Below are 15,351 nucleotides of genomic sequence, written 5' to 3'. Positions count from 1 at the left end.
GTAACCTTAACTATAGATAGATGGCTTGAATGATGCCGGATGAATCACCTTCACCTAAGCTCATCACTTCATCTAAACTGACAACCCCTTGTAGCGCCAACTCCATCGCCGAAGCTAGCAGCGGTTTGTACTGCTTCGACTGACGAGCGGCTTGCGCAAAACTAACCGCATCGTTGGCGCGCAGCGCATCCATCATCTCGTGTTCAAGTTCGAGCATTTCAAAAACCCCAATTCGCCCACGGTACCCCGTCAAATTGCAGTTCTGGCACCCACGCCCACGTGTAAAAGCCGCTTCAACTTGATTTGGGAAACGCACCGTCAGCCACTGTTTGCGCGCTTCATCAACCTCATCCACCGCTTTACAATCGGGGCAAACTTTACGCACTAAACGTTGGGCAACCACCGCCCGCACGGCGCTGGCCACTAAATAACCTGGCGCGCCCATGTCCATCATGCGCAAGGCACTATCAACAGCATCATTGGTGTGTAAGGTGCTCAACACTAAGTGGCCGGTTAAGGCCGCGCGCAAACCAATTTCAACCGTTTCTTGATCACGCATCTCGCCGACTAGAATAATGTCCGGGTCTTGACGCAAAAAGGTTCTCAGCACCGTTGAAAAATCAAGGTCAATTTTAGGGTTGATCTGCACTTGGCTGATGCGTGGCAATCGGTACTCAACCGGATCTTCTGCGGTAATGATTTTTTTACCGGGAACATTGAGCTCTGATAACGCGCCGTACAGCGTCGTCGTTTTCCCTGAGCCGGTTGGGCCGGTCACTAAGATCATGCCGTGTGGACGTTTAAGTTGATGACGTAAACGCTGTAAAATATCATCGGGAATACCTGACTCTTCCAGTTTACGAACTCCGGATGATTGGTTGAGCAAACGCATCACCACCGACTCACCGTATTGTACTGGCATGGTCGACATACGAATATCGACCGATTGGCCTTTGGCTCGGATATTAAAACGGCCATCTTGTGGGAGGCGTTTTTCTGAGATATCAAGATTGGCCATCAATTTTAAACGCAGCACTAAAGCCGAAGCGATGTTGGTTTCATTGAGTAGGGTTTCGTGTAATACCCCATCAATCCGCTGGCGCAAACGCAATACGTTGGCATCAGGTTCGATATGAATATCAGACGCCCCAACCTGAATCGCATCTTCAAATAGAGAGTTGATGAGCTTAACAACGGTCACTTCATCGCTATCATCATCACCGATATCGAAATCAAAGGCGGTATTGCCTTGGTGTTCCAGTTGTAGCTGCTCGGCAAAGGACGCAATCTCTTTGGTGCGGCGATAGTAACGATCAAACCCTTCAACCAATTGTTTTTCTGGAGCAATAACAAATTCAAAACTGTATTGGGGTAATTGAGTGAGCAGAGATTCTTGCGCAAACAGATCCGCCGGATCACTCATTGCGATGCGCAGCGTGTCGCCATTTTTGCCAATGATTAAGGCGCGTAAACGGCGTGCATGTACCTCCGGGAGGATCTGCACTGCATCAATATCGACATTGGCTCGGCTGAGATCGATCAGCGGCAGCGAAAGTTGCTGCGATAAGAAGCTAAGCATCTGCTGCTCTGACAAAAAGCCGAGTTCGATCAGCGTGTCACCCAGTTTACGTCCACTGCGTTTTTGCGCAGCGAGCGCTTGTTCAACTTGATTTTCAGTGATGATCCCTTCTTCAACCAGCAGATCACCTAAGCGTTTTCGTAGCTTAATTTGCACTCGCACTCTCCTCTAAACTGCTTAGTACGACTAGGCGATCACGAATAAACAGTTGTGACTGACTCGAGAGGCCAACTTTCGCAAGCGCTTGTTGGTAGGTATATTTAGCCGCCTGAAAATCCATCGTACGCTCTTGTGCTATCGCAAGCCCTAACCACCAGCGTGCGTTCTCAGCATCAAGCTTGACTAAGCGTTGATAGCTTTCTAATGCGAGTGAATCTTGCTTGGCTTTTTGTGCCAAGGCGGCCCTTAGCGAGAGATAATCGATCGAAGCATTGTCAGGTAAATGAACTAACGGGGTTAACGCCGCTTCACTCTGCTTCTCTTTAATCAGCAATTTAGCTAACGCGATCCGCAAGCTTTCTCCATTATGATTGAGCTTTATACCGCTTTGTAAAATTTCAAAAGCTTTGCGTGCATCACCTTTGCCGTAATAGAGCGCGGATAATTTTTGACGGGCAAGTTCATTATCTGGAGTAAAGCGTAGCACTTCACTGTAGGCATCCAATGCCTCTTTGAGCTCATTGCTGTCCACGGCTTTATCAGCGCGGCTCATTGCTTTTACCGCCAGTTGCTCTGGCGTCAAATCCACTTGTTCAATCAAAACACTTGAGATTTTTTGGCCACTTTCAGCACCGAGCGCGACCGCACGGTTAGAATGCAACGGCTGTTGATTGGCTAAGGCCGAATCCTGTTTAACCGTCACTGTGGGCGTTGCTGAATTTGCCGTTTTTTTGTCCACTGCAACAACGGCAGTTTGATAAACGGGACGATGAACTGGGACAATTTTGGTGGTCGGAGAAACAAGCGCAGGCGAAGAGCTTCGCTCATCAACCTCTAACAACAGGCTCTTAGGTTCATTCACTATCGCTTGATTGGCCAGTGTTTGACTGGCTACTGTTTGGCTGACCATAGTTTGGTCAACCGCAGCTTGGTTAACCGTAGCTTGGTCAACCATAGCTTGCTGCTGTGACACCGCCCATCCACCGACCGCTAAGCTGGCAGCAAACCCGGCTACCATCCACAACCAAGCGCGGCTGCGTTTTACTTTCGCAACTTGCGCTGGTTGCAAGTTCACCACCGATTGGCGTTGCGCTTGTGCCAGTTTTGATAGTGCATCGTTCATCGCACTCATGATTGACTCCATCCCCACATAAAAGGGCGTTTAAACTTAGGCTTACAGGTATCAAACGTATCGTGAATCGCTGTAAATAGGTGCTGATTGCGAATTGTGCTGTCGTTTTGCGTAAAAGCCAGCAACAGAGCTTTGTGACACACTTGGTTAATCAAACGAGGGGTACCATAACTGGCTCGCCACAACGCTTTTTTCTGTTCAAGATTAAACAGTTGCGCATCACCTCCGGCTTTGCTCAAGCGGCTCTCGATATAAGCGACTGTTTCATCTAAAGAGAGCGGCCGCAGATAAGCGCTAAAAGTAATTCGTTGGCGAAATTGGCGCAGATGGTGCTGCGCTAAACGCTCATCGAGCTCTGGTTGGCCGATCAACACCAGTTGCAACAACTTTGTGTATTCTGTTTCTAAATTGCCGAATAAACGTAGCACTTCTAATGCATCGTCTGGTAACGCTTGTGCTTCATCAACAATCGCGACTACTCGTTTCCCCTGCTGCTTTAGCACAATCAATTGTTGCTGAATACGATCAACAATATCCGCATCATCTTGCTTACTAAGGCCTAGTTCGCTGGCGACAGCTTGGCGAAGTTCTCGACCATTAAGCGCTGGGTTGGGTAAATAAATCAGTGCAATATGATCATGTAAATGATTGATCAACATACGACACACCATGGTTTTTCCGGTTCCGACTTCTCCGGTTATCTTGATCACCCCTTCGCCTAAATCAATGGCGGCACTCACGGTTTGAATCGCCTCGTAATGTGGCGCTAAGCCTAAAAACAGTGATGTATTAGGCGTGAGATGAAAAGGCAGTTGCTCAAAACCAAAGTGCTCAAGATACATGATGTTTATTCTTCGTCTGGGAACCACTCCTGTAGTAGTTCACGCGAGCGTTCGAGCTCTTTTTGCCAGGTATTAACACCCACAACCGTTGGTTTCAGCAAAATCACCAATTCGGTTTTTTCAGTCAGCTCAGAGGTGTTACGAAACAGATATCCTAACCCGGGTAAATCCCCCAAAAAAGGGACTTTAGATACTTGATTGGAGGTGTTGGATTTCATTAATCCGCCAATCACCACCACGTCACCATCTTGTGCGCGGATTACCGAGTCTGATTCGCGGATCGTACTGCGCGCTAATGGCAACACAATTTGCTTGCCTGCATATTCAATTTGTTTCGTCTGCTCGTCGACTTCAATCACAGCGGGGTGCACGTGCAATAGCACATTGCCTTGGTCATCAATTTGTGGCGTCACGTCAAGCGAGATACCCGAGAAAAATGGCGTTAGTTGGATATCTGGTGCAACATTGGAGTTATCGCCATTACCAACCACACCCGTCACGTCAGTGACATAGTATTCATCAGTGCCGACTTTGATCACCGCTTTTTGGTTGTTAGCAGCGGTAACTCTTGGGCTGGATAGGACATTCAAATCACCCTGAGTTCCCATAAAATTAAGCACTGCTTTAAAACTGCCATCTGAAATGGTGACATTGGTTTGGCCTTGCAGCAGAGTGCCAATCGCATCCATCCCCGGCAGTAACGAAGCCGCACTACCGACCTTATTAATCACAACATCACCATTGCCAAAGGACATATTTGACCAATTGATCCCTTGCTGGTAACCGTCACTCAAGGTGACTTCTAAAATTTTCGCTTCAAGGATCACTTGTCGCTGTAGACGTTGCTGAGAAATGCCAAGGAAGTTACGCACTTCGCGAATTTCATCTGGGTAGGCTCGAACAGTGATTACGCTCGCTTGTGGCGTGACAACAACGCCTTGACCTTTGCCCGAGCCAATCAGCTGTGCAACGGCTTTTTCAAGCTGCGGCCAGAAATCGCTTTCACTGGTGGTTTCAATTTCAGTCCCACCTTTCGAATTACTGGATGAGTTACTCGAATTGGAATTAGAACTGGAATTTGAGCTAGAACTACTCGAAGAACTAGAACCGGTATCCGTATTAGTGATCGTACCGGTGGTGATGGAAGTTAAAGAACGGCCCGTACGTTTAAGTTGTAAATAATCGACCGGGATAGTCACCGTACGCAGGCCTGATGGGTAAACCTGAATCACTTTACCCTTTTTGATAATTTCATAGCCATACATGTCACGAACGACGGCCAATACATCATCCAAAGTCACGTCGGTTAGATTTACCGTTACACTTCCAGTAACTTCAGGGTGGATGGCGGCACTAAACTCAGTTCCTTTCACTAAACTGGCAAAAAATACCCTTGCATCCACATTATCAGCTTGGATACGAAAGCGTTTAACCGTTTCTTGACTGCGCGCTGTGATTCCCTCAATGTCAGGCATCAAGTCAGCTTCTACGGAGGCCGGTAGAACGGCTAGATTTCGGCTGTTGGCTTCATTAATCGCCTGATTCAAAGACTGTTTCATCTCAACTGGATCGCGATGTCCCATAGAACAGCCCATTAAGGATACGATGACTACGCCTAATACGATTTTACGCATACGATTTCTATACCTTACTGCTTGATGTCCAGAGAAAAGAGGCCTAAATCCCACATCTTTCCTCTGCGAGAAAGGGTCACTTGCTGTGGTTCAATGGCTTCTACTGTGTAGCCAAATAGCGACTCTCCGATGCCAACCACTTGATCGTTAAGCACTGCCACACAAGGTATGGTTTGTTGGCATACAATACTTTGCAACCTAGGTAGCGGGTAACTCTCTATCTTATTGACAGGTGATGCGCTCTCACTCGCCCAACCTAATGGCGCGGTAGGATCTTGCGCTGCCCAACTACTGCATACAAAACACATCAACAGCAGTGAAAAAACGGATCTAACCACCAATAAACTCCTGTCTAATGCCTAATGTGTACACTTCCATAATGACTCTGGCTTGGGGGTAATTTTCTACCTTGTATTGGAAATGACGCCAATAATACTTCATCGGTAAACTTTCTAAATTGGTCAAATAATTCAATATCGCGAAGTAATTACCGGTGAACTCCAATCTCACAGGATGAACATAATAGCCTGAATATTCAGATGATTGGTTGTTATTTGCAATCGGCTCTGCTGCTAATGACTCCATGGAGACCAAAGTCAACTCTGGGCTGGTTGCCAAAACACTTTCAAGCAATTGCGCCATCTTTGCGGGTGTAATCAGTGAATCAACCAATGCTGCCAGCTCAAGCGAGAGAGTTTGGCTCTGCGCCATTAACTGTTTGAATTCTAGATTAATCTCTTGATTAGGATCTTTATTAAGCTTAGCAGTCAATAACAGAATTTCACCTTGCATTCGCTGGTTTATCTGCTCAACAGACTGAAGCTGCAACCGATTAGCCGCCACCGATTTCATCGCGGGTTCAAGTAACAAGCTAAACAAGAGCAGTATAATCACCACTAAGCCACACAGGGCGATCAACATTTTTTCACGCGAACTGATGGCTAAAAATTTGTTGCTGATGCTCTGCCAATTCATTGGCTATCCTCCGCTTTAGTTTTAAGCTCAAAGATGAGAATGCCTTGCTCATTGCGCGCAATTTTTAACTTTTCAAAACTACGTCCCACTAGGTTCAGTTCGCTTTTAAACTGACTTAACCAGTTTGGAATATCTTTCGCCTCTCTAGCCAAGCCTTGCAAATCGAGCTGCTCATGATGGATGGTAATGGTCGTTAATGAAATATCATCACGGCTGAGTGTGGCTAGCGAACGCATGACTCCTGAGTAACCGACCTGTTGTGATTGATCAAACTCATTAATCGAATCCAATGTGGCTTGTTTGCCCTTAATTTGCTGCTTCAAACGCTCAATCGCCGCCATTTTTTCAACCGATGGCTTATGCTTATCAACTTTCTGTTTGGTCGTTTCTAATTCAGCAGCAAGGACTTTATTTTGCGCTTGTTTAGCTTGTAGCTGCTGTTTCAATTGACTATTTTGCCATTGATAACTGGCATAGGCCAATAGCATCACTAAAGCGACAATGCCCCAAATCGCGCAGACCATGGAGAGTGAAAAATACTCTTTCTTCGGCTTAAGATGCGCCGGGTATAAGTTGAGCATTGAATCGTCAATGCGAGTCACTTGCTCCACCAGCAGATGAGCCGAACTCGGTAACCGCTCATCAAGCAGGGAAACTTTGACATTTAGACGTTCATTTAATGCATCGACCAACTCTTGCTGCGCTTCTTCATCACACAGCACTTTTAGCTGATGTAATGAGGCCCCTTTAAGCTGCGAGGAAAGGTAATCGATCGAACGTTGCAGTTCTAACGCTAAGCCATCGAGCTGTAAAACCGAGCTGGCGACGCCAGTAATGGGAGAGACAACACCTCTCATAGTTCGTTGAAAACAGCATTTTCGATCCACAAATGCGTCAAACTTAAAACTGCTGTTTTTACTGCGCTGTAGCAGAAAAAAATGCTCAAGATCACCGGCACTTCTCGCCCACACTTCATCTTCGGGAATGACTTTGCCTAACTCTAAACCCATCGCACTCAGTTGCGACGCCACTTCCAATACCGTGCGTTTTGAGACCACGTAGGCTTGAATTTTATTATCTGCGGGTAACGGAAAAGCATCAGCGATGATGTCAGTGACTTTCTCTGTCACCAGATCTTTCAATAAAAATGGCAGGGCGACTGACCACTCTTCTTTGGGTAACTGCGGTTTTTCTATTTGATAAGTTTGATAAAAATGAGCGTGGAGGACAAGGTTAATTACCGTACCCTTGATGTTGAGCGGTTTGAGTGCGTGAAAGAGTACCTGTTGCCACGTTGCACCATCAAGCGGGATCTCTGCCGGCAAAGTCGCATCATCCAAAGCCGAGAAATAGAGAGCATCAGGTCTTACGACAACGAACAATTGCCGCAACGTCGCTTTAGATGGTGTTAATTTATCAATCAGTGACTGAAGATTCATATAGGTTCGCTTTTATTTTTTACGCCAACGATTTCTTCGCCCTAAGGTCACGCTAGGGCTAATTATTTTCTCAGGTAACAAAGGCTGTTCTTCTTCAAACAGTCGGCCTTGCCCACCATGAATGCCTAGGTTTTTTAGCGTTTGCCACTCTTGCTCTGTTTCGACACCGACCGCAATAACTTGAGTCTGAGTACCGCCACAAGCACCGATCATGCTACGAACAAACAGCTGATTTTCATGCCGTTGGTCTATTTTCTTCATCAAACTGCGGTGTAACTTAAGGAAATCAATCTTAAGATCTTTTATGTAGTGAGTGCTGACAATCGTTCTGCCAGCCTGCCCTACGATTGCCTTAGCACCGAGGCCGGAGATCATCTTAATAACGGGGCGCATATAATCGAGATGCTGTACTAACCGACCTTCAGGAAACTCAAAAGAGAGCTGCGATCGGCTACTCGAGGTAAGTTGCAGCAATTCATGTCGAAACCACTTAAAATACGACTTATCGGCGAATGGGACGACATGCAAGTTCACTGACACATTGACCTTAACTTCAGAGCGTTTGAGCAAACGAACCACCTGCAGCAACACGGCTCGATCCATCACCATTTCATAACCTACAGTTTCTAAAGCAGAATGAAAGCGAGAGGCTTTTATAACACCTTGTTCTGGATCATCAATACGCGCAAACAACTCATCGTGCAGCCATACTAAATCATTCGTCTTTTCAAGCAAATAGCAAGGTTGACGGAATAAAATTATTTTCTCAGGCGTCAGCACCTGATCAAACAAAGTTCTCCAACGCACACTGCCCCGTTCCTCTTGGAAAAAGGTACTCTTTTTAAAGCGGCTCCACGTGTTCACTCGCTGTAACTGAGCACTTTTTAAAGCCGTTTCTGCCTCATCCAACACTCGACCACGCCGCTCGCCTTCGCTGTACATACTGATACCTATATGGCACCAGTTTTCTTTATCGAGCGGCTCAGGAGGCGATATGCGCGCTAAAAGCTTCAAACATTGTGTAGCAATAGAAGCGACCTCTTTTACCCCTTGGTGCGGCACAAAAATGGCAAAATCGCTATCGTAATAACGCGATAAAATCACATCTGGATAACGCTGTATGACGTTGGAGATGTTCTCTCCGACTTCCACAACGAGATCATCCGCTGCTTTTTTATCATTTTCTTCGCACAGAGAATCCCAATCATCGATACGCACTAACAAAACGCCACCACGCGCGCCATTCTCTAACAAGGCTGATTCCAATTTGCTATCAAAAAGGACACGGTTGGCCGTACCCGTCAACTTATCTAAGAAGGTTTGGGTCCGGATAAAAGTATCAAAGCGGCTACGCTCTTGACGAGCATCTTGCAGCTCATCAATCAGGACATCAAGCGCCTCACTCGCCGTATAAGGCCACTCGCGGTGATCACCTTTGGCGTACTGCTCCACTCGACCGGCGAGAATCATTCGCCCTCGCTCCTCCAACAATTCAGTTCCAAGCAATTGCTCTTTAAGCCACTTTACCCCACGAATCAAACAAAACACGATGAGACCAACTGCCAACGTAATAGACCACATGGCACCCAATGAGTAGCTATAACTGAGATAGGGAGGAACTGCTTTAAAGCTGATGCTGTAGCCTGGATTACGTTCAAGGATAATATCAATATGGTACAAACGGGCAGGGTCGACTTTGGACGAGGTATCTTTAAAACGGTAAATAACGCCAGCTGGTGAAGAGAGCTGCATTTCAACAATGCTACTGGCTTGCAACATTTTGGGCATCCAACGTTGCAATGAATAAGCGGCATCAGGATCTTCTATTTCTTTATCGACTACCTCCACAATTCCTGCTAGGTAGTGATTGAGATATTCTTGTCCAAGCCGTTGAAAAGACAAAGTTCCACCAATAAACAAAATGAACATTGCACTGGTTACGATGAGCGTAACAAAAGCTACTAACCGAGTACTCAGTTTCAGTGTTGGTGTATACCGCATGAATGCTGAATTCCTTTTCAACGTAAACTTTGTCGATCACTAAGCTGTGCTGACAAATAAGAAAATGCTAATAGTGATAACTATATAAAAAAGCCGCGGTTTTCGCGGCTTTTTTCGACATTCGAACGTTTAGAATGGGATGTCGTCATCAAAATCCATTGGTGGTTCATTATACTGAGGTTGAGCCTGTTGAGGAGCTGACTGCTGCTGTTGCTGTGGTTGCTTTTGCATCGCAGGCTGCTGAGGTTGCCCCCATCCGCCACCTTGTTGCTGTTGTTGTGGCATTCCACCTTGTGCTGGAGCACCACCTTGAGCACGGCCACCCAACATTTGCATCACACCATTAAACCCTTGTACGACAACTTCGGTGGTGTAACGATCTTGTCCGCTTTGATCTTGCCACTTACGAGTTTGTAGCTGACCTTCAATGTACACTTGTGAACCTTTACGTAAGTATTCACCAGCAACTTCGGCTAATTTGCCAAACAGCGCAACACGGTGCCATTCGGTTTTTTCGCGTTGCTCGCCAGTTGCTTTATCACGCCATGAATCTGACGTTGCAATGGTGATATTTGCCACAGCAGCGCCACCAGGCATATAACGAATTTCTGGGTCGTTACCTAGGTTACCCACTAAAATAACTTTATTTACTCCACGGCTTGCCATGTTTTGCTCCGTCTTCCATCATGAGTGTTCTTTAAATAGCTGACTAGGATACCACGCTTTATGCGAGGCACAAATCTTCACAGAAATAGTTGTCAAAATTCATCTCACAATCTTGCTCAATTTCCTATTTTTTAGAACCACTACCTCTAATTTAAGGATGACAAAACACTCAGTTACCTTACTATATGAAACTAAGCGCAATTTTATTTATCTCGTTGGCTTTATAACCTAATTTCCGTCATTTTCTAGACAGTTGTCTAACATTCTCGTCAACAGGAAGTGACCATGAGAAAAGCAAACTATACCCGCACCATTTACTTTCTTTGCTTAGATAAAGAGCAAGAGCACCCTTATATTGACCATTTAACCGATCGGCTTGGACTGCCCATTCCGAAAATTGAGCCTGAAATCCTGCGCCAAACGTATTGTCCAGATAAACACAAAATATTGATGATTGACCATGCCGATTATGCGCTACTGCAGCAACGCTTGGGAAACTGCCCATTAAGCAGTCAGCACCATGAAACGATCCTTATCAATGTGTTGCAAAGATTAACCACGAATGACTTATTAACCTTTGGGCATTTAAAGGGGCTATTTTATAAAAATGACACCCTAGATAAAATTGCATTTGGGCTTGGTGAAATCATTAACGGACAAAATTGGCTACCCAGACACGCTGTAAGCCAGTTACTGCACTACTATCGCTACGCGTTTGAATCCCATACTGCTCAAGTGATTACAGACTTAACCGCCCGCGAAATACAGATCCTCCGCTGCTTACAAACTGGCGCATCGAATAACCAAATGTCGGAAGATTTATTCATCAGTGAATTCACGGTCAAATCACATCTCTACCAAATATTCAAAAAGCTATCGGTCAAAAATAGGGTCCAAGCGATTGCGTGGGCCAATCAAAATATTCTGTCTTAATTATGTGCTTTCACGCAGAATTTAACTGAGTTCACCGCTTTAGTGGTGATAGCGTTTCATAAAGCATGATAAGGTTGCGCCATCAATTAACAATTCAAATAAAAATAAGGTTATAGCATGATCAAAAAATGCCTATTCCCAGCCGCTGGCTACGGTACACGTTTTCTTCCAGCGACCAAATCAATGCCTAAAGAGATGATGCCAGTCGTCAATAAACCCTTGATCGAATATGGTGTTGAAGAGGCGATTCAAGCTGGAATGACCGGGATGTGTATTGTGACTGGGCGTGGAAAACACTCGATCATGGATCACTTCGATAAAAACTATGAGTTAGAGCATCAAATTAGTGGTACCAACAAAGAAGAGCTACTGGTTGATATTCGTGAAATCATTGATACCGCCAACTTCACCTACATTCGCCAACGTGAAATGAAAGGTTTAGGCCATGCAATTTTAACGGGTCGAGAGTTAGTCGGCGATGAACCTTTTGCGGTGGTGCTGGCCGATGACTTATGTGTCAATCAAGAAAAAGGGGTTTTGGCACAAATGGTCGCTCTGTATAAACAGTTCCGCTGCTCAATTGTTGCCGTTCAAGAAGTGCCTGAAAATGAAACACATAAATACGGTGTTATTTCCGGTGAAATGATCAAAGACGATCTGTTCCGAGTGGATGACATGGTTGAAAAACCAGAACCAGGCACCGCACCAAGCAATTTAGCCATCATTGGTCGCTACATTTTAACCCCAGATATTTTTGATCTGATTGAGCAAACCGAGCCGGGTAAAGGTGGCGAAATTCAAATTACCGATGCGCTACTCAAACAAGCGCAATCAGGCTGTGTATTGGCGTATAAATTCAAAGGCCAACGCTTTGACTGCGGTAGCGTAGAAGGCTATATCGAAGCCACTAACTACTGCTTTGAAAACATGTACAAAAAGAACGAACAAAAAGTCGCGTTGGATAAACATTCGACTCATAAAGCTTAAGTAACCGAATGCGTTAGTCACCTAGCCTTAGTAACCTAGCGCCTCCCCAATAAAAACCACGGCAAGTCCCGTGGTTTTTATTTACTGTTTTTTTATCCAGTACCTATTTGCACAAAACTCACACTATGCAATACTTGCTTAACTTGTGTTACATAGAGCCTAGATGATGGACAAAATTGAAGTTAGGGGCGCTCGAACCCACAACCTGAAAAATATCAACCTGACCATTCCACGCGATAAATTAACGGTGATTACAGGGCTATCAGGCTCGGGGAAGTCGTCTCTCGCCTTTGATACACTCTACGCAGAGGGCCAACGCCGCTATGTTGAATCGCTGTCTGCCTATGCACGCCAATTTTTATCTTTGATGGAAAAACCGGATGTTGACCATATTGAAGGTCTTTCACCGGCTATCTCTATTGAACAAAAATCAACCTCGCATAACCCTCGCTCTACGGTTGGCACCATTACTGAAGTTTATGACTACTTGCGTCTGCTTTATGCGCGAGTCGGTGAGCCGCGCTGCCCAGAGCACAAAGTTCCACTTCGCGCTCAAACCATCAGCCAAATGGTTGATAAGGTGTTGGAATTAGCTGAAGGCTCAAAACTGATGCTGCTTGCACCGATTGTGAAAGAGCGCAAAGGTGAACACGTTAAAACGCTGGAAAACTTGGCCGCGCAAGGTTTTATCCGTGCCCGCATTGATGGTGAAACGTGCGATCTGACTGATCCACCAACCCTTGAGCTGCACAAAAAGCACACCATTGAAGTGGTGGTTGATCGCTTTAAAGTTCGTCCTGACCTACAGCAGCGCCTAGCCGAATCCTTTGAGACAGCGCTCGAGTTGTCAGGCGGTATTGCTGTGGTTACTGATATGGATGGTGAAGGCGAACAGATTGTATTCTCAGCCAATTTTGCTTGTCCACACTGTGGCTACAGTATGCAGGAGTTAGAGCCTCGGCTGTTCTCATTTAATAACCCAGCGGGCGCATGCCACACCTGTGATGGTTTAGGCGTACAACAATATTTTGACCCTGAACGCGTTATCCAAGATAGCCAACTCAGCCTCGCGCAAGGAGCGATTCGTGGCTGGGATCAGAAAAATTACTACTACTTCCAGATGCTCACGTCACTCGCTGCGCATTATGATTTTGATTTACATACCCCATTTAACAAACTGCCCAAAAAGGTTCAGGAAATCATCTTGAAAGGCTCGGGGAAAACTGAGATTGAGTTTAACTACATTAACGATCGTGGTGATATTCGGGTTAAACGCCATCCGTTTGAAGGCATTCTCAATACACTTGAACGGCGTTATCGCGATACAGAATCTAACTCTGTCCGTGAAGATTTGGTGAAATACATCTCGACCAAACCTTGTACCAGTTGTAATGGCACCCGTTTACGCATCGAAGCTCGCAACGTATTTATCAATGACACCGCGCTCCCGGAAGTGGTGGAACTGAGCATTGCCGATGCCTTGCAATTTTTCCAATCTCTTGATTTAGAAGGCCAACGAGCACAAATTGCTGACAAAGTAATGAAAGAGATCAATGACCGTTTGCATTTTCTCGTCAACGTTGGGTTGAATTATCTCAACCTTTCTCGGAGTGCTGAAACCCTGTCAGGAGGCGAAGCACAACGGATTCGCTTAGCGAGCCAAATTGGCGCTGGACTCGTTGGGGTAATGTACGTCTTAGATGAGCCATCGATTGGGCTCCACCAGCGTGATAACGAACGGCTATTAAAAACGCTCACGCATTTGCGCGATCTAGGCAACACGGTATTAGTTGTAGAGCATGACGAAGACGCCATTCGTATGGCCGATCATGTAATTGATATTGGCCCTGGCGCTGGTGTGCATGGTGGGCAAGTCGTCGCAGAAGGGAATGTGAATGACATAATTTCCAACCCTAATTCGCTCACAGGACAGTACCTGAGCGGCGCGAAAAAAATTGCGATTCCTACCGTGCGTACCCCGAGAGATCCCAAGAAAACGGTGGAGCTTATCGGCGCGTCGGGTAACAACCTCAAGACGGTTGATTTATCAATTCCTGTTGGCTTATTTAGCTGCGTAACCGGAGTTTCAGGCTCCGGTAAATCAACCTTAATTAATGATACCTTTTTTAAAATTGCTCATACGGCCTTAAATGGAGCCACCACAGCAACGCCTGCTCCATATCAAAAAATCAAAGGGTTAGAGCATTTTGATAAGGTCATCGACATTGACCAGAGCCCGATAGGCCGAACTCCCCGCTCAAACCCGGCCACCTATACGGGCATTTTCACACCGATCCGTGAGCTATTCTCGGGCACTCAAGAGTCTCGCTCTCGAGGCTATAAACCGGGTCGTTTTAGCTTTAACGTTCGCGGTGGACGCTGCGAAGCATGCCAAGGTGATGGTGTGATTAAGGTTGAAATGCACTTTTTACCCGATGTTTACGTGCCATGCGATGTGTGTAAGGGCAAACGCTATAATCGTGAAACATTGGAAGTCCGCTACAAAGGCAAAGCGATTGATGAAGTGTTGGAGATGACCGTCGAAGATGCTTACGCTTTTTTTGAGCCCGTACCGATGATCGCTCGCAAACTCAAAACTTTGATTGACGTGGGTTTATCCTACATACGCCTCGGACAAGCGGCGACGACATTGTCAGGGGGCGAAGCTCAACGCGTCAAACTGGCTCGTGAACTATCAAAACGCGATACAGGAAAAACCTTGTACATTTTGGATGAGCCAACGACAGGCTTACACTTCCATGATATCCAACAGCTCTTGACCGTACTGCATCGCCTACGCGACCACGGCAATACCGTGGTGGTGATTGAACACAACTTAGATGTGATTAAAACCGCAGACTGGGTGATCGACTTAGGGCCAGAAGGTGGACAAGGCGGCGGCGAAATTATTGCTCAAGGAACGCCCGAAGATGTGGCGCAGATCGAAGGTTCACACACAGCACGCTTTCTTAAGCCTATGTTGAAATAGAAAAAAACGGTAAAG

At 45.9% G+C, this 15,351-nt stretch carries 12 protein-coding genes; 3 read left to right on the top strand and 9 right to left on the bottom strand.

All coding sequences use genetic code 11. The features are described 5' to 3' along the window. Positions 1-10 precede the first annotated feature (10 nt). The 9 genes from NB504_RS07885 to NB504_RS07845 all read right to left on the bottom strand — a co-directional run bounded on the left by NB504_RS07885 (position 11) and on the right by NB504_RS07845 (position 10,427). Entirely contained in the window at positions 11-1,735 is a 1,725-nt protein-coding gene (locus NB504_RS07885) for a GspE/PulE family protein (protein WP_064624286.1), read from the bottom strand. After that, positions 1,725-2,870, bottom strand: a complete 1,146-nt coding sequence (locus NB504_RS07880) for a lipopolysaccharide assembly protein LapB (RefSeq protein WP_258428602.1) — start codon at positions 2,868-2,870, stop codon at positions 1,725-1,727. The genes NB504_RS07885 and NB504_RS07880 overlap by 11 nt, the downstream gene beginning before the upstream one ends. Beyond that, positions 2,867-3,712, bottom strand: coding sequence for an ExeA family protein (locus tag NB504_RS07875; protein ID WP_026029164.1), 846 nt, complete (start codon positions 3,710-3,712; stop codon positions 2,867-2,869). The genes NB504_RS07880 and NB504_RS07875 overlap by 4 nt, the downstream gene beginning before the upstream one ends. Positions 3,713-3,717: 5 nt before the next feature. Next, a complete protein-coding gene (mshL, locus tag NB504_RS07870; protein ID WP_258428601.1) occupies positions 3,718-5,346 on the bottom strand; it encodes a pilus (MSHA type) biogenesis protein MshL in 1,629 nt (542 codons plus the stop codon). Between the two features lie 14 nt (positions 5,347-5,360). After that, positions 5,361-5,687 carry an MSHA biogenesis protein MshK gene (locus NB504_RS07865; RefSeq protein WP_258428600.1) on the bottom strand — a complete coding sequence of 109 codons (327 nt, stop codon included), beginning with the start codon at positions 5,685-5,687 and terminating at the stop codon, positions 5,361-5,363. Next, on the bottom strand, positions 5,677-6,321 hold the full coding sequence (gene gspM / locus NB504_RS07860; RefSeq protein ID WP_258428599.1) for a type II secretion system protein GspM: 645 nt from the start codon (positions 6,319-6,321) through the stop codon (positions 5,677-5,679). Before gspM ends, NB504_RS07865 begins: the two co-directional genes overlap by 11 nt. Then, positions 6,318-7,760: an MSHA biogenesis protein MshI gene (locus NB504_RS07855; protein WP_258428598.1), complete on the bottom strand. Its 1,443-nt coding sequence runs from the start codon at positions 7,758-7,760 to the stop codon at positions 6,318-6,320. The genes gspM and NB504_RS07855 overlap by 4 nt, the downstream gene beginning before the upstream one ends. A gap of 12 nt (positions 7,761-7,772) precedes the next feature. Beyond that, on the bottom strand, positions 7,773-9,761 hold the full coding sequence (gene csrD / locus NB504_RS07850; RefSeq protein WP_258428597.1) for an RNase E specificity factor CsrD: 1,989 nt from the start codon (positions 9,759-9,761) through the stop codon (positions 7,773-7,775). A 129-nt stretch (positions 9,762-9,890) separates the two neighbouring features. Beyond that, positions 9,891-10,427, bottom strand: a complete 537-nt coding sequence (locus tag NB504_RS07845; RefSeq protein ID WP_064624271.1) for a single-stranded DNA-binding protein — start codon at positions 10,425-10,427, stop codon at positions 9,891-9,893. 285 nt (positions 10,428-10,712) lie between these two features. On the opposite strand from NB504_RS07845, the gene NB504_RS07840 reads away from it, so the two are divergent. The 3 genes from NB504_RS07840 to uvrA all read left to right on the top strand — a co-directional run bounded on the left by NB504_RS07840 (position 10,713) and on the right by uvrA (position 15,336). Beyond that, complete coding sequence (locus NB504_RS07840; protein ID WP_026027842.1) at positions 10,713-11,360, top strand: LuxR C-terminal-related transcriptional regulator; 648 nt, start codon at positions 10,713-10,715, stop codon at positions 11,358-11,360. A gap of 117 nt (positions 11,361-11,477) precedes the next feature. Beyond that, positions 11,478-12,347, top strand: a complete 870-nt coding sequence (galU, locus tag NB504_RS07835; RefSeq protein ID WP_013857894.1) for a UTP--glucose-1-phosphate uridylyltransferase GalU — start codon at positions 11,478-11,480, stop codon at positions 12,345-12,347. Between the two features lie 166 nt (positions 12,348-12,513). Continuing rightward, the gene (uvrA, locus tag NB504_RS07830) at positions 12,514-15,336 is read left to right on the top strand and encodes an excinuclease ABC subunit UvrA (RefSeq protein ID WP_258428625.1); all 2,823 of its coding nucleotides are present in this window, start codon (positions 12,514-12,516) and stop codon (positions 15,334-15,336) included. Positions 15,337-15,351 lie beyond the last annotated feature (15 nt).

It is taken from the genome of Vibrio sp. RM-69-4 (genome assembly GCF_024743775.1).
Lineage (GTDB): Bacteria > Pseudomonadota > Gammaproteobacteria > Enterobacterales > Vibrionaceae > Vibrio > Vibrio anguillarum.
The sequence above is the reverse complement of the archived record's forward strand: the minus strand, read 5'-3'. Positions and strand labels throughout refer to the sequence as shown.